This is a genomic window from Pseudoalteromonas sp. KAN5, from assembly GCF_022846535.1.
In the GTDB taxonomy this organism is placed as follows: domain Bacteria; phylum Pseudomonadota; class Gammaproteobacteria; order Enterobacterales; family Alteromonadaceae; genus Pseudoalteromonas; species Pseudoalteromonas haloplanktis.
Window position 1 is genome coordinate 2,583,971 of sequence record NZ_AP025589.1, and the last position, 21,152, is coordinate 2,605,122.

Consider the following 21,152-nt stretch of genomic DNA (forward strand, 5'->3'; position numbering starts at 1 on the left):
ACAACGTGAACATGTGTTCGTCAACTTCATAACTCTCTCATTTATAATTACAAAACAGGAACAAATTGATAAATAATTTAACTTTTACGCCTAACCGACAAATTTATGAGATACGCGACAGCTATTTCACGCTGTTATTTTGTACACTAGAGGCAATTAATTTTCCGGTACTCTTAAAATGTATTCAAAGCAATCTGGCAAAGCGCTATTTCCATTTATCATTACCCTGCTTTTAGGGCTATGTGTTTACCTTTACTTGCCAAGTAGTCAAGGTGAACAATCAGACTTTACTGCAAGTGCAACTCAAGTAACGGCTCATACGGTGGCAAGCGAAGAAAATGCTGTCCTCATTGAGGCTATCGGCAGCGCGCGTGCGAATCAAGCAATTTATATTAAAAGCGCACAAAATGACTATGTTACTGATATCTATTTTAAAGATGGCGACTTAGTCAGTAAAGGCCAAAAGCTAGTGCAGTTACAATCACTGCAAGAAGAATTAACCGTAAAAGAATTGGCTATCAACTTGCGTGAAGAAAAACGTCAACTGGAACGTTTAACAGAGCTTTCTCGCTCACAGGCAACCGCAAAGTCACTGTTAGAAGAACAACTTTCTCGTGTTGATGCAACCGAAGCACAACTTGAGAATGCCAAAACAAAACTAACTGAAATGACGATTACAGCCCCTTTTTCAGGTATTTTAGGTAAGCGTCAAATTTCAATTGGTGCTTATGTAAATAATAGCACCATAATTACTAGCCTAGATGATATCAGCATAATCAAAGTCGACTTTAAAGTACCGGAGAAATACTTAGCGCAATTAAACGTGGGCATGAAAGTTATGACCCAAAATGACGCTTATCCAGAAAAAACGTTTACCGGTAAAGTCACCCATGTAAGCGCACGTATTGATGCGATTACTCGTAGTGTTGAAGTAACCGCGAGTTTTGCTAATAAAAGCGGCTTATTACGCCCGGGTATGCTGCTGAACACCGCTTTACAACTAAGCTCAAACCAAGCCATGATGGTGCCAGAAAAAGCGGTTATACCACAGCAGGATAAACATTATGTGTTCCAAATTGAAGATGGTATAGCCACCAAAGTAGAAGTTCATGTTGCAGGTCGCCATAACGGTTGGGTAGCTATTGACTCAGGAATTAGTAATGGTCAGCTCGTTGTTACAGAAGGAATTATTAAAATTCGTTCTGGTAGCAAAGTTACTGTAAAGGGGTAGACCGTGAAAATTACTGATACAAGTGTTAAACGCCCGGTTTTTGCGATCGTAATAAACTTATTGCTGCTAACCTTTGGTTTAGTCGCATTTTCCATGTTACCGCTGCGTGAATATCCTGATATTGAATCACCCATTGTCAGTGTGAGCACTGAATACACAGGTGCGTCAGCCGAGATAATTGAAACTAAAATAACCCAAGTACTTGAAAACCGTATATCAGGTATTGAGGGCATTAAGAGTATTAATTCATCAAGTCGTAATGGCCGCTCTAATATCACGATTGAGTTTAATATAAACCGTGATATTGATGCTGCATCAAACGATGTACGCGAACGTGTCGCCCGTGCTCTTGACAGCTTACCTGAACAAGTACGCCCACCCGAAGTGTCAAAATCAAACAGCGATGAAAGCCCTATAGCATGGTTTTTACTCAACAGTGACACCATGAACTCGCTACAGCTTTCTGATTATGCACAGCGCTTTATTGTAGACCGCTTAGCTGTTGTTGATGGTGTATCGAATGTTCGTGTTGGTGGTGAACGCAAGTACGCGATGAAAATCTGGCTCAACCGCCAAGCGATGGCGGCGCGTGGCATTACCAGTAGCGATATCGAAAACACCCTGCGTACAGAAAACGTAGAATTACCAGCGGGTGAAATTGAGTCTATCGACCGTGATTTTACTGTGCGAACTGCCCGTAGCTATAAAGAGCAACGTGACTTTCAAAACCTTGTCATTAAACGTGGCGACGATGGTTATTTGGTACGCCTTGGTGAAGTAGCCGACGTACACCTTGAAGCCGCTGATGATGAAAGCTTATTCCGTGGTAATGGCCGTAACATGGTAGGCCTAGGTATTGTAAAACAAGCAAAAGCTAATACGTTAACCGTGGTTGATAACGCCCGCGCTGAACTTGAAAAAATCAAACGTAACTTGCCAGAAGGCACGAGCATTCAAGACAGCTATGATTCATCAATCTTTATTAAAGAATCAATAAACGAAGTGTACAGTACACTGGCGATTTCTATGGCCTTAGTGGTGCTAATTATTTTCTTATTTTTAGGAAATATTCGCGCAACGTTGATCCCCGCAGTAACAGTACCTGTTGCGCTAGTGGGCAGCTTTATGTTCTTACTGGCAATGGGCTATTCAATTAACTTATTAACCTTACTTGCCTTAGTATTAGCGATTGGTTTAGTGGTTGATGATGCGATTGTAATGCTAGAGAACATCCACCGCCGCATTGAGTTAGGCGAGCCTGCATTATTGGCAGCGTATCGCGGTGCTCGAGAAGTTGGTTTTGCGATTGTTGCCACGACGCTTGTATTGATCTCAGTATTTGTACCCTTAGTATTTATGGATGGTCGTATTGGTGCTTTATTTACTGAGTTTGCTATGGCCGTAAGTGCGGCAGTATTTTTCTCAAGTATTACCGCATTAACACTGTCTCCTGCGCTGTGTTCATTAGTCCTTAAACCCTCTTCAAAAGAAGGCAAGTTCAGTCAATGGATGGACCGTACTTTTGACAAGATTGAACAAAGCTATAAGAACGCATTACGCTCAAATATGACTCGCTCAGGTGGCTTAGCAATTACCTTACTACTGGCGGGTTTTGTTAGTTATGCATTATTTCAGCAAACACCTTCAGAGCTGACCCCTAAAGAAGATCGCGGAACCTTCTTCCTAATGATGAGTGGCCCAGAAGGTGCTAGTTACGAAAATAACGCCGCAAATATGGCTAAAATAGAAGAACGCTTAATGCCCTACTCTGAGTCTGGCGAGCTAAGCCGCGTATTAGTGCGTGTGCCTGGCTGGGGCGGCACAGGCGGTGTTGCTATTGTAGGCATGGCCGACTGGGATGAACGTAAACGCTCAACCTGGCAAGTCATGGATGAGATCAGTGGCAAAATGGCCGAAGTTACCGATGTACGCACATTCGCTATTATGCGCAGCGGTATTGGCGGTGGTGGTTCTTCTCGCCCTATCGAGTTTGTTCTACAAGGTAACGATTATGACCAACTTGCCGATTGGCGCGACCGTATCATTAAACGCGCAGAGGAAAACCCAGGTCTGGTGCGAATCGATCATGATTACAAAGAAACTTTCCCACAATTTTTGATCAGTATAGATAAAAATAAAGCGGCTGATTTAGGTGTATCAGTCTCTGATGTAGGCCGCACCCTTGAAACAATGCTGGGTCAGCGCCGAGTAACCACGTTTATCGACCGCGGTGAAGAATACGATGTGATCTTAAAAGGCACTAAAGCTGACTTTGCAGATCCAACCGATATTTCAAATATCTACTTAAAATCACGCAGTGGTGAACTAGTGCCATTAGATAGTTTGATCAGCCTAAAAGAAGAAGCCACTGCATCACGTTTGAACCGTTATAACCGTATGCGCGCGATTACACTCAGTGCCAACCTTGCTGATGGTTATACACTCGAAGAAGCACTTAACTTTTTAAATGAGGTAGCCGCTCAAGAGAATGATATCGATGGTGCGGTTGATTACAAAGGTGAGTCACAATTATTCTACGAAGGTGCTTCAGCAATGACCTACGTATTTGTTTTAGCTCTTACTGTTACCTTCTTAGTATTAGCTGCGCAGTTTGAGAGCTTTGTACACCCATTTGTTATTATGTTAACAGTACCTCTGGGGTTAATGGGGGCGATGTTTGGATTGTGGTCTACAGGGCTTACTTTAAACATTTACAGCCAAATTGGTATTGTCATGTTAATTGGCCTCAGCGCTAAAAATGGTATTTTGATTGTTGAATTTACTAATCAGCTGCGAGACCAAGGTGTTGAGTTTAGTGAAGCAATACTACAAGCGGCAACAATGCGACTGCGCCCTATTATTATGACTTCATTAACCACGGTAATGAGCGCCGTGCCGCTAGTATTAGCATCAGGCCCTGGTGCTGAAAGCCGAATGGTAATCGGTGTAGTTGTATTTACCGGCGTGATTGTTGCGACCATACTCACACTATTTGTGGTGCCTGCCGCCTACTATGCGCTCGCTCGCAACACCCAATCACCTGAGTTTTTACAACAAAAACTTAATCAGCAAGAAGCTGAAAAACCACTTAAAGAGCTTTAAGCAACTTTTAGCGTTGCTGCACTATGCAGCAACGCTTTTCCCTTTCCTCATTCTGATCCGTGAAATAAAACACCGTCTTAGCCGTTCTTCTGCTAGGCTAGAACATCTGCGTAATTTAACGTTTTTAGGAGTACATATATGAGCAAAGCAATTGAAACTGCTACCTTTGGTGGCGGCTGTTTTTGGTGTATTGATGCCGCATTTAGACGGGTAAAAGGCGTTACCCATGTAAGCTCTGGTTACACCGGTGGCGAAACAACAGATCCAACCTATAAACAAATATGTACAGGGCTTACTGGCCATGCCGAAGTAGTTAATATCGAGTTTGATAGCAGCCAGATAAGCTTTGAGACCTTGCTCGCAATGTTTTTTACACTACACGATGCCACACAGCTTAATCGCCAAGGCAACGACGTGGGGACGCAATACCGCAGCGTAGTTTATTACCACAATACTGAGCAACAAACGCAAACAACTGACTACATTGCTAAATTACAAAGCCAAATACGCGAAAAAATCGTCACAGAAGTGAGCCCTGCAACCACCTATTACCCGGCAGAGCAATACCATCAAGACTATTACAACGAAAATCCAGAGCAGCGTTATTGCAGTTTATTGATTGCACCTAAGCTGCAGAAATTTGCTAAAGACTACAAAGCGTTTTTAATAAGTTAAGTAAAACTCAGCCCACATAATATTTTTATATCAATACGAAAAAAGCCCGACACACAAAAGGTGTCGGGCTTTTTTATTTAGGTTGAAACGCGATTAAAACTGGTAACTGGCGCCAACAAAGAACTGTCTACCAGCTGCATTGTAACCAAGTAAGTCACCGTTAGCGGCAAACCCAGTACCTGCCGTAAAGTATTCTTTATCTGTAATATTCTCAATTCGAGCCTGAAATGATAACTCATCCAGTAATTGATAATTTGCGGCTATATTGAACACTGTATAAGCAGCCAACTCAGTATCATAATAAGCGATTGATGGACGTGAAGAGCGATATTGCATTGCGATATTAGCGTCAAAATCACCCCAGCTTTTGCCAAGGGTGTAATTAAATGTTTCAGATGGTCTGCGCGGTAAATCTGTATTGGTTGTTTCATCTTTAGCGTCTAAGAAGCTAAGGTTGATGTTATGTTGAAATCCCAAACCTTCAAAATCAGCAGATAACTCAACACCTTGCATAGAGACTTTATCAATATTTGTTGCTACATACTTACCAATTTCAGCATCATATTTATTATCAATTAAGTTATCAATGTTGTTGTCGAAAATAGCGATATCGTAACGCCCCCACTTTGTATCTAAAGTAACACCAAACTCATTATTAACTGACTCTTCAGGTTTAATATCACTATTAGGGGCATACCAAAGACTATCCGTGACAAAGGCATTGATCAGCGATGGTGCTCTAAATGCGGTTCCGTGACTAAGGCGTACACTAAGATATTGATTTGCCTTATAGCCTACACCTGTTGTGTAAGTATTTGCGCGGCCATGAAATTCGTAATCATCAGTTCTAACAACTGCGTTACCAAGCCAAGTTTCATCATCATAAAATACACCAACGAACACTGCATTATTATCGCGCTCTTCTTCAGATGAAGAAGCTGATGATGCAGATAAATCTTCATTTAAGTAATTAAATCCACCAGTAAGATCTAACGATTTTGTTACTGTATAAAGTCCACTGTATTCAAACTCAACACGCTCTGTGCTATAAATTTGTTGATCATCAGTCCCTGTTTGAATATTTTCTTCTTGGGATACACTCACTGATGCGCTTTGCGTATATACGTCCGAGCTTTTTTTCCAGCCAAGTTTTGCAATATAGTTTTCAAAATCGTACGCGTCATTACCCCATGCATTATCATACTCACCTTGGCCTTCGCTATACTGGCTAAGTAAGCTAAATTCACCTGCATTCAATGTTCTATATGCCAAGTTAAAGCCAATGTTTTTATTAGTGTAACCGTCATCATCATGATCTTTTGTTACTGCTAATGATGGATCTTTACCTGTTACATCATAACCATCAGTATCTTCATAACCTAAGTTATAATTAAAAGTGATAGCATCTTTTACAAGCCCGCCAGCTATTTGGTAGTTAGAATAATTATCACTACCTAATGTGGCTGACACAGTATTTTTACTTGCTTGGCGGGTAATTATATTGATAACCCCTGCCACTGCATCTGAACCATAAATTGCCGCTCTTGCGCCTTTGACAATTTCAACGCGTTCAATACTATTAACTGGAATATTGGTTAATGATACACTACCGGAACTTGCATCACTTACACGTACGCCATCAACTAACACTAGTGTATGTTTTGCACTGGCCCCACGAACAAATACATCAGCTTTTTGACCAAAGCCACCATTGCGAACAACATCGACACCAGCAATAGTGTTTAGAAGCGATGGTAAATCCCGATAATTATTCTTTTCGATTTCTATACGATCAATAATATCAACAGTCGCTAGCGTATCAGTAATTGATTGCTCAAATTTGTTAGCTGTTACCGTAAGACGCTCAATTGATTGCTCTGCAGACACAGAAAAAGATAACGCGGCAGCGATTGCTACGCCTAAAGTAGATTTGTTTAACATGATATCCCCTGACCCGCGCCCACCGCACAAGTGATAGTAAATTGACTTCAAGGCCGGTCTCCGGACTTAACAAATATACGTGTATATATTATGTATCACCGTTGCGGGGGCAGTGTTGGACTGTATTTGTATCCTACAAATATCACCAACTTCCCGATTATCTTGCTGTACCTATCAACAACCTTGAAAAGTAACTACAAGCACCTTAAAAATAGGTGGTTATTGTGATTATTTTAGGGATAAAAGTCAATGGACGGCTATACATCTAAATATTCGAACTTCGAGCAAGCATAAGTGCCAAAATACAAAAGCCAAACAACAAAAAGTCATTTGGCTTCAATAATATCTTCAAAAATAAAGAGTGCAGCTGGATAAACTCGGGGCTCGCAGTTCGTTACTCGCAGCTTAGTTTTTAATCGCGGAAGTTTTTGAACTGAAATGGCTGGCCAAGGTCAGCATTACGCACAACTTGCATTGCTTCTTGTAAGTCATCACGCTTTTTACCTGTCACGCGTACTTCTTCACCTTGAATTGCTGCCTGTACTTTTACTTTAGAGTCTTTAATGGCTTTAACTACTTTTTTCGCTACGTCTTTTTCGATACCTTGCTTTAATGCAACATTACGAAATACATTTTTACCTGCACGAGAAATATCTTGTAGCTCTAAGCTAGCTACATCCATACCGCGTTTTGATATTTTACTTGCTAAAATATCAAACAACTGCATAACCTGTGAATCAGCTTCTGCCTTTAATTTAATCGTTTTGTCGTTAAGTTCAATCGATGCATCTACACCTCTAAAGTCAAAACGGGTTTCTAATTCACGGTTAGCATTATCTACCGCATTCTTTGCTTCGTTCATTTCCACTTCTGAAACAATATCAAATGAAGGCATGGGTCTCTCCTAACAAGATTTTTTAAAATTAATATGAGGGAGATTATAACGCCTATTTTAAAAATCTTTACATTTTTATGCACTTTGTTCAGGTGCGATACGAAATTTGTTTGATATACTGCGGCTCTGTTTTTAAACGATTTTAGGATTTATCGTGACTCGGCGTGTTTACCAAGCACTATTTTTAGTGAGTATAGTGGCGTTTACTTTTTTGTTTGCCAAGGAAATTAAAGGTGCTGCAAACTTATTTCCGCATGTTGATAAAGTAGCACATTTTGGCATTTTCTTTATTCTTGCCGTGGTGATGGATAAAGCATTCAAAATCCCGCTACTTATGCAAATTTTGTTGCTAGCAAGCTATGGCGCTGCAATTGAAATAATGCAAGATATGCTACCGTATCGCCAAGCATCCGTTGCCGACTTTATTGCTGATTTTGCCGGTGCTGCGAGCTACTTTGCCATTAAGTTAATGTTCCATATTGGTACAAAACCAAATCATGGCTAATATTGTTATTGTTGGTGATGGGGCAATTGGCCTACTATATAGCCACTTTTTAAGTACAGGCAATCAACTTACTATTGTCACTAGACGTGGCTGCCGCCAAAACAAATATTATTACCAACAAAATCAGCAACAACACCGTATAACAGCAAAGGTATTAACCACTCAACAATTACCTGAATTAGCTCATCAACCGATTGATATGGTGATTTTTGCAGTTAAAGCCTACCAAGTAAGCGATGCTTTTAAGCAGCTGAAACCTTACTTTTCTGCGCAGTGTAGTATTGTATTATCTCATAATGGCTTGAGTAACCTTGCACCACTACAACGCCAATTACAAAGCCAGCAAGCCCTGTTTTTTTTAACAACTCGATTAGCTGGCTTTAAAATCACACCGACTACCGTCACTCATACCGGCAACGGCGAAAGTGTCTTGGGCAGTTGTAATGCAGTAGCTGCTGCTCGCTACCAAGATGTAATGCAACAACTACAAGGTTTACCCAATATCAGCTTTAGTGAGCACATTACTCTATTACGCTGGCAGAAGCTGTTAGTGAACATTGCAATCAACCCACTTACAGCTTTACATAATGTAAAAAATGGCGCACTTACAGCACCACAATTTAGTGGAAAAATTGTAAATGTCTTGAATGAAGCCTGTCATGTAGCCAACTTATTAGGGATCAATGTGCAGCTAGCCGATGCATTAGCAAACGCCTACCAAGTAATGAGTGACACCAAAGACAATTATTCATCTATGCACCAAGATATCGCTCATAGCCGTATGACTGAAATTGATGCTATGTGTGGTTATATTTGTCAACAAGGCCAGCAACTCGGTATCAGTACACCTCATAATCAATCGCTTGTTGATGCGATCAGGCATAAAAAAAGCGCGATTTAACTCGCGCTTTCCAATAATCCTATCAACTAATTTATGGGCGATATACTTTTACATTGGCAAAGCCATTTTCATGTAAAATAAGCGCCTGTAGCTGACTCATGACCCCTTTAGCACAATATAAGTAGTAATCCTTATCCTGCGGCAAATCACCAAACTTTGTGGCAAGGCGGAAAAACGGTAAATGTACAACTTCAATCCCGTCAATTTCAAGGGGGCTGGCGTCTTCTTCTTCTGGGGAGCGAATATCAACAACCACCGCATCAGCTGGTAAATCTGAAACCGATTCAGCTTCTTTAAGCTCTTGTTTTGCTTCAACATCAATGTCACGTACATCCATAATACGCGCATTTTCAACTACCGTATCCAGCACATCAAAATCAAATTTTTGTTCTTCAGCTTCTACTACCGCAACTTTCGCTTTAACAGTAGGCTTTTTAGAGATCACACCACAATACTCAGGCATGGTTTCAGCCATTTCTGCCGTGCCAATTCTGCGGGCAATATCGATAATCTCTTGCTTATCATGCTGAATGAGCGGGCGTAATATCAGTGTTTCAGTAACACGGTCAATCACGCTTAAGTTGGCTAATGTTTGGCTTGATACCTGACCAAGACTCTCACCGGTAACCAAGGCTTGGATCCCCATTTTTTCAGCAATTTTGCTACCAGCACGCATCATCATACGTTTTAAGATCACGCCCATTTGGCTGTTTTCAACATTCTCTAGGATTTCGGCAACAACGGGTTCAAAGTCAACACTGATAAATTTAACTTTGTGCGTTGAGCTAAACTGCTTCCAAATATAATAGCTGGCTTGTTTAACACCGATTTCGTGCGCCGCACCACCGAGGTTAAAAAACAAAAAGTGAGTACGTGCGCCTTTGCGGATCATTTGATAGCTGGCAACGCCTGAGTCAAAGCCACCTGACATTAACGAAAGTACATCTTCTTGAGTAGGTAATGGGAACCCCGCCATACCAAGATGAGTATGCGTGACGATATACGCTTTATCATCTTTTATTTCAAGACGAATAACGACTTCAGGATTTTTTAATCTGACGCTTGCACCTTCTACATGCTGATTCAAACCGCCGCCAACATAGCGCTCAACATCGGTAGAAGTAAAATCATGATTACCTTGGCGCTTACAACGCACACAAAATGTTTTCCCCACTACAGTGTGACCAATCATATCGAGCGCTTTTTCGTAAATATCATGCAGGTTTTCGTAACGAGTTTCGGTCACCTCAATAAATTGCACTATACCGGGGATGCGTTGCAGGCCATTAATAAAATCAAGGCGCGTTTGTGCGTCATCAGATTTAGTTACAACCGATATATTGTCCCAGTTGTTCTGTACTTGTACTTTTTCGTCAATCTTACGTAATACAATTTTAATGTTATTTTCTAACAACTTAGTAAAACGTTTACGCACAGAGCGGCTTTTAATGGCTATTTCAGGATGGAGTTTGACGATAAATTTAAGCATAGTTTACTCGTTAGACAATATTTAAGGATTCACGCACCCACGTGTTGGGCGCGCGATTATAGCAAAAAATCTAACGTCTAGGAAATAAACAAAAGCCAATGCTTAGCTGGCAGGCTCTGTCTGCGCAGCGAGCGCGCTATATTTCTCACGTAATAGGTTAATTTGTGGGATGCTTTGCTCTGTGCCAAACGCTTTAAAAAGTGCTAATACTTTCAAAATACCGTTATAAATATCTTGCTGCATGAGCTCACCGCTTAAGCGTCTCGCTTTAATATAAGGTGTCCAAAAGCTTACCGTGATTTTTAACATGTGAGCAAGTTCAATGGCATCCTCATCATCAATCGTGATCATGCCACCTTCACGTAAACCAATCACAATTTCACGAACTTGGCTTAGCAAAGCCGCTTGAAATTCAATGTAGTCTTTTTTCAGTACTTCATCACGAGATAAAATATCTCCCAAGTTGTCATAGAAAAAATGAAAACGCCACATCAATTCAAATAAGGCATCAAGGTACCCAGTTAAGTGTGTCAGTGCTTCATCATGCTTGGCCATAGGCACAAATTGAGTGTGTAAATGCTGGCTGTATAAAGCAAAAATATGACGAATAATGTCTTCTTTATTTTTAAAGTGGTAATAAAGATTACCGGGACTGATCCCCATATGAGAAGCGATATGGTTAGTCGTAATTGCACGCTCACCGTGTTGATTAAATAGCATGATGCTAGTTTTAATAATTTTATCCTTGGTACTCATATCCTGCTGCTCTGGTTGTTTTAGTTAAGTAAATGCTCAGAATTCACTCAGTATTATTAGCCGCGCAGTATATACAAATATAATCCAATAAAATACCACCTTGAAAATTTCTAACCCATAATTCGTAGTTCTTGCTTATAAATGAAATTAACTCATTTACAATCGAAGCTGTGCAGTCGCAATTTGCAGGCTGATCTAGACAACAAAGACTGGTAATATGACAGCCCAAATAACACTAAGCCGATATTTATGAAAGTCACCGCAATTTACCCAGGCACCTTTGATCCATTAACGAATGGACACACAGATTTGATCCAGCGGGCAGCAAAAATGTTCGACACAGTAATTGTTGCAATCGCTCATAACCCTAGTAAACAACCTTGTTTTAGCTTAGATGAACGTGTCGCACTTGCTAATAGTTTACTGACCCACATAGATAACGTTAGTGTTATTGGCTTTTCCGGATTACTGGCTGATTTAGCACGCGATCATAATGCCAATGTACTGATAAGAGGTATTCGTGCGGTGTCTGATTTTGATTATGAATTTCAGCTTGCCAATATGAACCGCCGCCTTAACCCTGATTTAGAAAGTGTATTTTTAACCCCAGCTGAGAAAAATTCATTCATTTCTTCAACATTAGTGAAAGAAGTTGCTCGTCATAAAGGCGATGTCAGTGAGTTTGTACACCCCATTGTTGTAAAAGCATTACAGGAAAAGTTACACGGATGAAGTTAAATGCCTATCTAAGTCTGCTAGCTATCAGCGCTGCACCTGCATTTGCAACCCCTTGGATTGAAAGTGATGATCCATTACTACGCGCATCAATTGAAATGTTGTTTAATCAAGGCATCATTAAGCAACCAATTAATAGCTATCCATTGATGTGGCAAGGTATTGCTAGAGATTTAAATACAATTGAAGCCGGTTCGCTAGCAGCGCAAAGCCAATTTGCTTATCAGCATGTAAAGCACGCATTAGAGAATGCCAAACAAAGCACCAGTTCCGGTGTTAGGGTTAATTACAATAGCGATCCTGAGCTACAGCAGAGCTTTGGTAAACGCGATCAACAACAAAGTGGGATCAATAGCTATGGTGCCATAACTGGCAACCGCGTTAGCGCCAAAGTAAGTGTAAATTACGCTGATGACGCACTGGATGATGAGTACACAAATTATCACGGCAGTTATTTGGCTGTATTAATGGGTAATTGGTCTGTCAGTGCCGAGCAAGTCAGCCATTGGTGGGGGCCTAGCAACGATAATGCCTTGCTGCTTTCAAATAACGCATCACCAATGAAAGGGCTACGAATAAACCGCGCCAACACACACTATGTGGGGCCAAGCTGGCTATCCTTTATTGGCAACTGGCAATTAACTGGAATATACGCCAAACAAAAGCCATATTTAGATAGCAGTGAAAAAGGTGACTATTGGGCTTTACGCTTTGCCAGCACTCCACTTGCAGGGCTTGAGATTGCATTTAGCTCAGCGGGCTCTGACTATTTAACCAGCACAGTAAAAGACCCCAACTCGCTTGAACTAATAACAACTAAACAACGATTAACCAGTTTAGATGCTAAGTACTCGATCAGCATCGGCAATCAACCCGTTGCTTTTTATACTGAGCTAATGGGTAAAAATGACAGTGGTGTAGCACCCAGTGATCCTTTTTATACCCTAGGTGTAGAAAGTTTTTTTGGTGATCAAAAACAGTTATTAAAAACTTATTTTGAATATTCAAATACCCAACAAGATTGTACAGCCCAACTTAGCTGTAATGAGGCTAATGAGAGCTTTACCAACTATGCCCAAGCCTATAATCATAAAGATCGCTTAATTGGCTCTGCAACGCCGCTGCAAAGTAAATCAGCCGTATTAGGTGCCTATTACCATACTATGAATGGTTATGCCGGTTATGCGAAGTTACGTTGGTCACAAAGTGACATGCTCGGCCTAATAGACACACCGCAAACATTTGATCGTCTGCAATTAGAACTTGGCTATCAACAGGCTATTTTTAATGGTTTGTGGAAAATCAGTGGCTCTGTGTATAAAGACGAATTGAGTGACGAATCTGAGACTAACAGCGCATTAAAAACCAGTTGGGAATATCGATTTTAAGCTCCACTAAAGGCTTAATATTTATTTAGGCCTTTAGTAAACCTGCTTTTCGTAACAACCTCATTAGCCCTAAGTAGTCTTTATTTAAGACTAAGGCCGTGATCATCATAATATCCATCAGGTTGACTGCCACAGAGTAGAATGACCAAAACCACCAAGCTTCATGGTTACTAAGAGTAATGGTATCAATATGCATACCTATAAATAACACAATATTTACTGTTAAGCCTGCTACGACATAAAGCTTTGCGGGTAACTCGGAGACTTTCTTCTTATAGGTTATTAACAAAATAATTATAAGAGTGAAAATATCACACGCACTGAAAATTAAATATACGTTCGTATAGTCTATAGAATCAATACCAAGTGTTTTGTTTAGGAGTGGGTCAAACAGTAAGTAAGAAAGAAAGATCGTTAGCGAAATCCACATTAGCGTACGATCACCGTTTGGCATAAATGATTTTTGTACCAAGCAATACAAAAAAGTCATTAAAAAGCCCCACAAGATAAATGTAGACATGTAAAAACTAAAGTATTGCTGAAAAAAATCCACGGATGATTACAGTTTTGATTTATATTAACAATTTTTCAAGTTACTAATTTTTTTATTCCGACCACGCTTAGAAAATAACTTGCCTATATGCAGCCAGTCTTTGCCAAAAATAAGCGTAACGACCATAAAGAAATCAATTGTGTTTATTCCTAGCGAGAAGAAACTCCAAAACCACCAATATTCAGTTCTACCATAAATAACAATATCGATATGTAGGAGAATATAAAGAAGAGTATTCAGAGATAGCCCTATAACTATGTAGTACAAAGAAGCTGAGAAACGTAAATTAAGTAACTTATGAGAGGCTAATAAAATTAAAATGGTTACGACATCATAAGACGCCCAGATTGAGTAAATTGATGTCCCAGCATTTAAGTCAACTATCTCATAACTTAATGCGTATGATGATAGCATTAACGTAGAAACAACGAGTGGTGAATTACTTCGATCTTCGACGGCAAACTTCAAAAACAAGTTATATAAGCAAGCCATTAATAATCCCCAAATGATAATCGTATCAAAGTGGATCCCTAAAGACGTTAAATCAAAATACATACACCATCTCGTTTGTTACTAAACCTTAGCAACAAATTTATGAAGGACGACGACGATCCGGCTCGATAGTTATACCACCACCACCACGCTGGATTTCAGCTTCACCTTTAGATGCTAATAAGGCCTCATTAGATATAGACACTGTATCAGATTGTAGGGTTTTATTACTAGCGCTTTGTTCAAGTGCTGGCTTTGATTGTTGCATAGAGTTGTATGCTTGCATTTGTAGCTGGCTGTTTGCAGTAATTTGCATGAGATTGATCCTTTCAATAAATGTTGAATTAGTAACTAGTTAGTAAGTTACAGTTGCTTTAGCGCTCTGATTATTTTTTGGCGCTTTTAAAGATGAACTCACGCTGAGCCACCTTACACTTTATATAAAGCAATTACCGATCCAACATTTTTATAAACGATCTATTTTGATCCTTATTCGTACAAAAAACAAACCAACAGGTCATACCAGATGAATTTGGACATAAAAAAACGCACAGGGGTAACCGTACGTTTTTTACATCCAGGGATTTTAAGCTACGTTTTTACACGGGATCTCCGTATTCCGACTTGGCTTCAAAATAAATTCCATTGCGACTTCATCACAATTGTCTCTGCGTAAACATAGTTCACAATCTTTCATTACCTTTTCAGGTAAACTGTCTTTAGTACAGAATGTGAAACCTTGTTTTTCAAAGAAATCAGGTACTCGCGTCAAAACGATGATGCGATTAAGTGCCAATTTTTTGGCTTTAACTAATAAGTGTTCAACCAATTGGCGGCCTTGCCCAGTAATTCCTGTATCAGGATCTATACCAAGAGAACGAATTTCAGCAAGGCCAGTATCATAAATATAAAGCGACGCACAGCCTGAAACCTTTCCAGCAACTTCTGTCACAGCGAACTCATTAATTGAGTGCACCATATCACTTTTAGCTCGCGGTAAGTTTTCACCTACAGTAGCCCAGTGCTGGATTAGCTTAGCTATCGACTCAACATCATCAAGATTGGCGTCACGAACCGTTATTTGCTGTTTTTTTTTGGCATCTTTGACAGCAATAGTTACTTGCTCTAAAGATGTACCACCAAGTGCTTGACGTGCTTTTAGACACGCGTCTATTTCTAATACAGGATATACATCTTGTTCAAAAATACTATGCACAGACTTAAATTGTTCTAAACTTAAATCTTCTAAGTTATTCCCTTGCGCAATAGCCATTTGTACCAGTACGCCAACGATATGATGACCTTCTCTAAAAGGAATACCTTTAGCAACTAGATAGTCAGCCAATTCGGTCGCATTTGAATGACCACCTTTAGCTGCTGCAAGCGTACGTTCGCCATTAACTTTCACGCCTTTAATACATGCTTGCGCCATATGAATACAAGCAAGCCAAGTTGGCATAGCGTCAAACAAGCCTTCTTTATCTTCTTGCATATCTTTGTTATAGGCCAATGGCAAGGCTTTCAACGTCATCATCATAGCGCTAAATGAGCCAAATACTCGGCCCGTTTTGCCACGAATAAGCTCTAGTGCATCTGGGTTCTTCTTTTGCGGCATCAATGATGAGCCTGAAGTGACATTATCTGCCAATTCAATAAAACCAGCTTCACCCGAGTTATAAAAAATTAAATCTTCTGCCATGCGAGATAAATGAATCATGGAGATAGACGCACAACTTAATAGCTCAACAACAAAGTCACGATCTGATACGGCATCTAAACTATTTTTAGTTGCAGCGGTAAAACCTAGCCCAACGGCAAGTGCTTGCCGATCAATTGGGTACGCAGTGCCAGCAAGTGCACCACTGCCAAGCGGACAAAAATTCATCCGTGCTTTCGCATCCGCTAAGCGACTTTCATCACGCTCAAGCATTTCAACGTATGCCATACACCAGTGGCTAAATAATAATGGCTGTGCACGTTGCAAATGAGTATAACCTGGTAAAATTGTACCCAGCTCACGCTCTGCCAACGCAATAAACTCACCTTTTAATTGCCCTAACGCTTCTAAAAGATGATCCGCAGTATCACGACACCATAATCTAAAATCGGTTGCAACTTGGTCGTTACGGCTACGCCCTGTGTGTAATTTTTTAGCAAGATCGCCTACTTTTTCAATTAAAGCAGCTTCAACATGTGAATGAATATCTTCAGCGCCTGACGTTGCCACAGCTTGTGGATCCGCTTTTACTTCATCGAGTAATTCATATAATGCAGCCACGAGCGATTGATGCTCATCACTTGTTAGTACATCAACTTGCTTAAGAGCACCTGCCCACGCAACAGAGCCAACAATGTCTTGCTCTGCGAGTTGATAATCGAAGGGAAGTGAGTCGTTAAATTGTTTAAACGCCTCATCTGGACCCGTAGAAAAACGTCCGCCCCATAATGCCATGAAATATCTCCAAACCCTGAAATTGCCCCGCTTGTTGACGGGGCTGTAGTAAAATTACTTCTTCGCTAGTGCTGAAATTCTGCTTGAAAGCGAGAATAAACGAATAAAGCCTTCAGCATGCGATTGGTCATACACATCATCTGCACCAAACGTTGCAAAATCTTCGCTGTATAAACTATTTGGTGATTTCTTCTGTACTGCTGTTACTTGACCTTTGTACAGCTTCAGCACAACTTCACCGGTCGCCACTGTTGATAGCGCTTCAGCACCTGCTAAAATTGAATCTTTAAGCGGTGTAAACCAGCGACCGTCATACACTAAGTGTGAGAACTCGCCGCCCAGTACTTCTTTCCATTTACGGCTGGCTTTATCAAGCACAAGCTCGTCAATTGCTTGTAATGCCGCCATGATCACTGTTCCACCTGGTGTTTCATAACAACCACGAGACTTCATACCCACTAAACGGTTTTCAACGATATCAACACGACCAACGCCATGCGGGGATGCAATATCATTAAGCTTAACTAAACAATCATACGGTTTAAGTTGCTCGCCATTAACAGCAACAACTTCACCTTCAACAACATTTAGGGTGACAAATTCTGGCTCATTAGGCGCTTGCTCTGGTGAGTTAGTCCATGTCCATACTTGATCACTTGGTTGACACCACGGATCTTCAAGCTCACCACCTTCGTGAGAAATATGCCATGCATTTGCATCACGGCTGTAGATTTTAGTTGCCGATGCTGAACATGGAATATTACGCTCAGCTAAGTAATCAAGTAACGATTCACGGCTTGATAAATCCCACTCACGCCACGGTGCAATCACTTGCAGATCAGGGGCAAGCGCGGCAAAACAAGACTCAAAACGTACTTGGTCATTACCTTTACCAGTACAACCATGAGACAGAGCATCGGCACCTACTTTACGGGCAATTTCAACTTGCGCCTTTGCGATAATAGGACGCGCCATTGATGTACCCAGTAAATAAGTACCTTCGTAGATTGAACCGGTTTTTAAGGTTGGGTAGATGTAATCACTGACCATTTCATCTTTTAGGTCAACAACATAACATTCTGATGCACCTGATGCGATAGCTTTTGCTTCAACGCCTTCAAGCTCTTCAGCGCCTTGACCTACATCGGCCACGAACGCAATAACTTCACAGCCGTAATTTTCTTTTAACCATGGCACGATGGCCGACGTATCTAAACCACCAGAATAGGCTAATACAACTTTTTTAATAGAACTCATTGGTGATACCTTACACAAAATTTGGATTTAATAATGAAACAAGCAACGCGTTTTGCGCATGCATACGGTTTTCTGCTTGTTGAATAATTTTTGACGCCGGGCCATCCATTACTTCTGAAGTAATTTCAAACTCACGGTGCGCAGGCTGACAATGCAAAACAGTATCTGCCCCTGTTTGTTTAAGTAATGCGGCATTTAATTGATACGGCATATACTTGTCTTTTACTTGTTCAAGCGGCGTGTCATCACCCATTGATACCCATGTATCTGCATACACGGCATTTGCACCAACAGCGGCTTCAACACGGTCGCTGACCATTACTGATGCGCCATTCATTGCTGCAATTTGCTCTGCTTGCTTCAGAATTTGCGAATCTGGTGAGCTGCCTTTTGGGCATACGGCAACAAAATCAGTTCCTAAGGTTGCAGCGAGTAACATCAGTGAATGTGTTACATTATTACCCTCACCTAAATAAGCTAACTTTAATTGGCTTACATCACCGTATACTTCTTGCAATGTTAAAAAGTCAGCCAAAGCTTGGCACGGATGGTATAAATCACACAAACTGTTGACCACAGGAACGCTCGAAAATTCAGCAAGTGTGGTTAACGTTTTATGCTGATATACACGTGCAACAATACCATCTGCCCAACTTGCAATGTTTAAAGCAAAATCTTTTACAGATTCACGCGCGCCCATAGCGCCATTTTGTGAATCAAGATATACAGCATGGCCACCTAACTTATTGATACCTATATCAAACGATAAACGCGTACGTAAGCTTGGTTTTTCAAATAAAGTAACCACTGACTTACCAGCCAATGCTTGGCTAAAATCAATAGGGTTTGCTTTAATTTTTTGCGCTAAATTAAGTAATTTCAGTGCGCCTTGTTGGTCTAATTCTAGACCCGATAAAAAATGATTAAACATATAAAACCTATGGTGTAATTTTTGTTCCGACGTGCTCACCCGCAAGTAAAGCGACTAAATTCTCTGGCTTTTGCCAGCTCGAGATGTAAACGCCACGTCGTAAGTGCTGGGCAGCAAGAAGACTGGTCTTAACTTTGACCTCCATCCCACCCAAAATTACTCCTTCTGCGATCAACGTATTGATCTGATTTGTATCAAGCTGATGTAACGGCTGCTTATTTGCATCAAGTACAGCTTCTACATCAGTCATAAAAATAATTTCAGCATTTAGCTCTTTAGCAATGGCTGCTGCTGCTTCATCTGCATTTACGTTATACCAAAGCCCATCTTCACCAAAACCAATAGAACTAACTAAAGGAAGACGACCTAATTTTAACAATTGCGGTATTACACTTTGTACACCACCGTCACATTGTCCAACTTGACCAAGTGCTTTTAGCTTTTGTGATGAAATAATGCCCGCTTCATATAAACTAAGACCTACAGGTTTATGCCCTGCGACAATTGCCTGACTCATCAATTGTTTATTTGCACAGCCTGCTAATGCGCCGACTATATATGGCATTTGCTCTTTAGGGCTAATACGTAAGCCCTGATGTTTTGCACTGGCAAAGCCCGCTTCTTTTAGCCAGCTATCAACCAATGCGCCACCACCATGCACAATCACAAACTGTGCTTGAGTTTGTGATGCCAGCGCCTCAAATAACGCTTTTGCCGCGTCTTCCGTATTGAGTACTGCACCACCGAGTTTAATGACCCATGTTTGCATTACTAGTTACCCTTTTAAACCTGTGCTATGAGGTAAACCCATCGCTAAATTAATACATTGCAGCGCTTGCCCAGCGGCACCTTTTAACAAGTTATCAATAGCTGCCATTACAATTAGCTGAGAGCCTTGTTGTTGCCAAGCAATGTCCACATATGGCTGCTTTGCAACCCCTTTAATTGACGGGATTTTACTACCAAGCAATCTGATCAATGGCTCATCAGCAAGCACTTGATAGGCTTGAGTAACTTGCTCAGACGTAACATCAGCTTTTAATTGCACATAAATAGTTTCTAAAATACCGCGTGGGAAATTACCTAGGTGCGGTGTAAATAACACTTTGTGGCCTAAATGCTGCTCTATCTCAGGGCTATGTCTGTGATTGAACAATCCGTATGGTGCAAGCGACACTTCACAAAAATGCGTGCCTACGCTTGCTTTACGTCCAGCACCTGTGACACCCGATACCGCATTAATAATCACTGGCTGCTCCGCAAGCAAGCCTGCTTGCTGAAGTGGCTTTAACGCATTTAATGCAGCTGTTGGGTAGCAACCTGCCACAGCAATAAGTTGTGCTTTGGCAATAGCTTCGCTGTTCCATTCTGCCAAGCCATACGCAGCTTCATTTAGTAACTCAGTATGTTGGTGCTCAAAGCCATAATAAGTTTGATAATCTTCATTACTACTTAAGCGGTAGCCACCTGATAAATCAAAAACTTTTTTGCCCATGCTTAAAAAACGTGGCGCTAAATCAACACTCACTTTATGATCAGTGCACAAACAAACAAAATCAGCTGAATTTTCGATATCGCTATACGCACGTTCGCTTAGCGGTAATAAAGGAGTGTCAAGTAAACCAAGGTGCTCAGGATACAAGTCGCTTAATAGTTTGCCTTTATCTAAGCTTTGCTCAGATACATAGCATGCTGCTAAAGTTAACTGTGGATGTTTTGCTACTAAACTTGCTAATTCTGCGCCGCTATAACCACTTGCGCCAATAATTACTACTTTCATTCGTTACTCTTTTTGGGTTTTATTACTACATTTACATTCAAATCGGGTTAAACAGCGTGAAACACACTG

General features: G+C 40.8%; 19 protein-coding genes and 1 riboswitch. Of the genes, 7 read left to right on the forward strand and 12 right to left on the reverse strand.

All coding sequences use genetic code 11. The features are described 5' to 3' along the window. The first annotated feature begins 178 nt into the window (after positions 1-178). The 3 genes from KAN5_RS11500 (at position 179) to msrA (ending at position 5,008) form a co-directional block, all read left to right on the forward strand. Positions 179-1,231: an efflux RND transporter periplasmic adaptor subunit gene (locus tag KAN5_RS11500; RefSeq protein ID WP_016708309.1), complete on the forward strand. Its 1,053-nt coding sequence runs from the start codon at positions 179-181 to the stop codon at positions 1,229-1,231. A 3-nt stretch (positions 1,232-1,234) separates the two neighbouring features. After that, entirely contained in the window at positions 1,235-4,333 is a 3,099-nt protein-coding gene (locus KAN5_RS11505) for an efflux RND transporter permease subunit (RefSeq protein WP_244389746.1), read from the forward strand. 138 nt (positions 4,334-4,471) lie between these two features. Further along, complete coding sequence (gene msrA / locus KAN5_RS11510; protein ID WP_016708311.1) at positions 4,472-5,008, forward strand: peptide-methionine (S)-S-oxide reductase MsrA; 537 nt, start codon at positions 4,472-4,474, stop codon at positions 5,006-5,008. Positions 5,009-5,101: 93 nt separating this feature from the next. Here the strand turns inward: msrA and KAN5_RS11515 are convergent, their stop codons facing one another. Both KAN5_RS11515 and KAN5_RS11520 read right to left on the reverse strand, forming a co-directional pair. Beyond that, a complete protein-coding gene (locus KAN5_RS11515) occupies positions 5,102-6,949 on the reverse strand; it encodes a TonB-dependent receptor (protein ID WP_244389747.1) in 1,848 nt (615 codons plus the stop codon). A gap of 33 nt (positions 6,950-6,982) precedes the next feature. Further along, positions 6,983-7,150, reverse strand: a riboswitch (cobalamin riboswitch). A 211-nt stretch (positions 7,151-7,361) separates the two neighbouring features. After that, the gene (locus tag KAN5_RS11520; protein WP_016708313.1) at positions 7,362-7,844 is read right to left on the reverse strand and encodes a YajQ family cyclic di-GMP-binding protein; all 483 of its coding nucleotides are present in this window, start codon (positions 7,842-7,844) and stop codon (positions 7,362-7,364) included. A 154-nt stretch (positions 7,845-7,998) separates the two neighbouring features. Between KAN5_RS11520 and KAN5_RS11525 the strand changes: the two genes are divergently transcribed. Both KAN5_RS11525 and KAN5_RS11530 read left to right on the forward strand, forming a co-directional pair. Then, positions 7,999-8,349: a VanZ family protein gene (locus KAN5_RS11525; protein WP_016708314.1), complete on the forward strand. Its 351-nt coding sequence runs from the start codon at positions 7,999-8,001 to the stop codon at positions 8,347-8,349. Next, positions 8,342-9,250 carry a 2-dehydropantoate 2-reductase gene (locus tag KAN5_RS11530; protein WP_244389748.1) on the forward strand — a complete coding sequence of 303 codons (909 nt, stop codon included), beginning with the start codon at positions 8,342-8,344 and terminating at the stop codon, positions 9,248-9,250. Before KAN5_RS11525 ends, KAN5_RS11530 begins: the two co-directional genes overlap by 8 nt. Before the next feature lie 31 nt (positions 9,251-9,281). Here the strand turns inward: KAN5_RS11530 and thiI are convergent, their stop codons facing one another. Both thiI and KAN5_RS11540 read right to left on the reverse strand, forming a co-directional pair. Beyond that, on the reverse strand, positions 9,282-10,739 hold the full coding sequence (gene thiI, locus KAN5_RS11535; RefSeq protein ID WP_016708316.1) for a tRNA uracil 4-sulfurtransferase ThiI: 1,458 nt from the start codon (positions 10,737-10,739) through the stop codon (positions 9,282-9,284). 102 nt (positions 10,740-10,841) lie between these two features. Beyond that, the gene (locus KAN5_RS11540) at positions 10,842-11,495 is read right to left on the reverse strand and encodes a TetR/AcrR family transcriptional regulator (protein WP_016708317.1); all 654 of its coding nucleotides are present in this window, start codon (positions 11,493-11,495) and stop codon (positions 10,842-10,844) included. Between the two features lie 249 nt (positions 11,496-11,744). Here KAN5_RS11540 and coaD point away from each other — a divergent pair, with 249 nt between their 5' ends. Both coaD and KAN5_RS11550 read left to right on the forward strand, forming a co-directional pair. Beyond that, a complete protein-coding gene (gene coaD, locus KAN5_RS11545; RefSeq protein ID WP_016708318.1) occupies positions 11,745-12,227 on the forward strand; it encodes a pantetheine-phosphate adenylyltransferase in 483 nt (160 codons plus the stop codon). After that, a complete protein-coding gene (locus KAN5_RS11550; protein WP_244389749.1) occupies positions 12,224-13,618 on the forward strand; it encodes a capsule assembly Wzi family protein in 1,395 nt (464 codons plus the stop codon). Before coaD ends, KAN5_RS11550 begins: the two co-directional genes overlap by 4 nt. Before the next feature lie 25 nt (positions 13,619-13,643). Here the strand turns inward: KAN5_RS11550 and KAN5_RS11555 are convergent, their stop codons facing one another. The 8 genes from KAN5_RS11555 to argC all read right to left on the reverse strand — a co-directional run bounded on the left by KAN5_RS11555 (position 13,644) and on the right by argC (position 21,083). Then, on the reverse strand, positions 13,644-14,138 hold the full coding sequence (locus KAN5_RS11555) for a hypothetical protein (RefSeq protein ID WP_244389750.1): 495 nt from the start codon (positions 14,136-14,138) through the stop codon (positions 13,644-13,646). Between the two features lie 57 nt (positions 14,139-14,195). Beyond that, positions 14,196-14,726 carry a hypothetical protein gene (locus tag KAN5_RS11560; protein ID WP_244389751.1) on the reverse strand — a complete coding sequence of 177 codons (531 nt, stop codon included), beginning with the start codon at positions 14,724-14,726 and terminating at the stop codon, positions 14,196-14,198. A gap of 37 nt (positions 14,727-14,763) precedes the next feature. Beyond that, the gene (locus tag KAN5_RS11565; RefSeq protein WP_244389752.1) at positions 14,764-14,979 is read right to left on the reverse strand and encodes a hypothetical protein; all 216 of its coding nucleotides are present in this window, start codon (positions 14,977-14,979) and stop codon (positions 14,764-14,766) included. Positions 14,980-15,249: 270 nt separating this feature from the next. Beyond that, positions 15,250-17,115 carry an argininosuccinate lyase gene (gene argH, locus KAN5_RS11570; protein ID WP_016708323.1) on the reverse strand — a complete coding sequence of 622 codons (1,866 nt, stop codon included), beginning with the start codon at positions 17,113-17,115 and terminating at the stop codon, positions 15,250-15,252. 54 nt (positions 17,116-17,169) lie between these two features. After that, the gene (locus KAN5_RS11575) at positions 17,170-18,372 is read right to left on the reverse strand and encodes an argininosuccinate synthase (protein WP_016708324.1); all 1,203 of its coding nucleotides are present in this window, start codon (positions 18,370-18,372) and stop codon (positions 17,170-17,172) included. A gap of 10 nt (positions 18,373-18,382) precedes the next feature. After that, positions 18,383-19,303: an ornithine carbamoyltransferase gene (locus tag KAN5_RS11580; protein WP_016708325.1), complete on the reverse strand. Its 921-nt coding sequence runs from the start codon at positions 19,301-19,303 to the stop codon at positions 18,383-18,385. 7 nt (positions 19,304-19,310) lie between these two features. Beyond that, a complete protein-coding gene (gene argB, locus KAN5_RS11585) occupies positions 19,311-20,072 on the reverse strand; it encodes an acetylglutamate kinase (RefSeq protein WP_016708326.1) in 762 nt (253 codons plus the stop codon). A 6-nt stretch (positions 20,073-20,078) separates the two neighbouring features. Continuing rightward, positions 20,079-21,083, reverse strand: coding sequence for an N-acetyl-gamma-glutamyl-phosphate reductase (argC, locus tag KAN5_RS11590; RefSeq protein WP_244389753.1), 1,005 nt, complete (start codon positions 21,081-21,083; stop codon positions 20,079-20,081). Between the last annotated feature and the right edge of the window lie 69 nt (positions 21,084-21,152).

Excerpts from the sequence above, each read along its gene's own strand:
- KAN5_RS11500 (WP_016708309.1), top strand. The coding sequence starts at position 179 with ATGTATTCAAAGCAATCTGGCAAAGCGCTATTTCCATTTATCATTACC.
- msrA (WP_016708311.1), top strand. The coding sequence starts at position 4,472 with ATGAGCAAAGCAATTGAAACTGCTACCTTTGGTGGCGGCTGTTTTTGG.
- KAN5_RS11515 (WP_244389747.1), bottom strand. The coding sequence starts at position 6,949 with ATGTTAAACAAATCTACTTTAGGCGTAGCAATCGCTGCCGCGTTATCT.
- KAN5_RS11520 (WP_016708313.1), bottom strand. The coding sequence starts at position 7,844 with ATGCCTTCATTTGATATTGTTTCAGAAGTGGAAATGAACGAAGCAAAG.
- KAN5_RS11530 (WP_244389748.1), top strand. The coding sequence starts at position 8,342 with ATGGCTAATATTGTTATTGTTGGTGATGGGGCAATTGGCCTACTATAT.
- thiI (WP_016708316.1), bottom strand. The coding sequence starts at position 10,739 with ATGCTTAAATTTATCGTCAAACTCCATCCTGAAATAGCCATTAAAAGC.
- KAN5_RS11540 (WP_016708317.1), bottom strand. The coding sequence starts at position 11,495 with ATGAGTACCAAGGATAAAATTATTAAAACTAGCATCATGCTATTTAAT.
- coaD (WP_016708318.1), top strand. The coding sequence starts at position 11,745 with ATGAAAGTCACCGCAATTTACCCAGGCACCTTTGATCCATTAACGAAT.
- KAN5_RS11550 (WP_244389749.1), top strand. The coding sequence starts at position 12,224 with ATGAAGTTAAATGCCTATCTAAGTCTGCTAGCTATCAGCGCTGCACCT.
- KAN5_RS11555 (WP_244389750.1), bottom strand. The coding sequence starts at position 14,138 with ATGTCTACATTTATCTTGTGGGGCTTTTTAATGACTTTTTTGTATTGC.
- KAN5_RS11560 (WP_244389751.1), bottom strand. The coding sequence starts at position 14,726 with ATGTATTTTGATTTAACGTCTTTAGGGATCCACTTTGATACGATTATC.
- KAN5_RS11565 (WP_244389752.1), bottom strand. The coding sequence starts at position 14,979 with ATGCAAATTACTGCAAACAGCCAGCTACAAATGCAAGCATACAACTCT.
- argH (WP_016708323.1), bottom strand. The coding sequence starts at position 17,115 with ATGGCATTATGGGGCGGACGTTTTTCTACGGGTCCAGATGAGGCGTTT.
- KAN5_RS11575 (WP_016708324.1), bottom strand. The coding sequence starts at position 18,372 with ATGAGTTCTATTAAAAAAGTTGTATTAGCCTATTCTGGTGGTTTAGAT.
- KAN5_RS11580 (WP_016708325.1), bottom strand. The coding sequence starts at position 19,303 with ATGTTTAATCATTTTTTATCGGGTCTAGAATTAGACCAACAAGGCGCA.
- argB (WP_016708326.1), bottom strand. The coding sequence starts at position 20,072 with ATGCAAACATGGGTCATTAAACTCGGTGGTGCAGTACTCAATACGGAA.
- argC (WP_244389753.1), bottom strand. The coding sequence starts at position 21,083 with ATGAAAGTAGTAATTATTGGCGCAAGTGGTTATAGCGGCGCAGAATTA.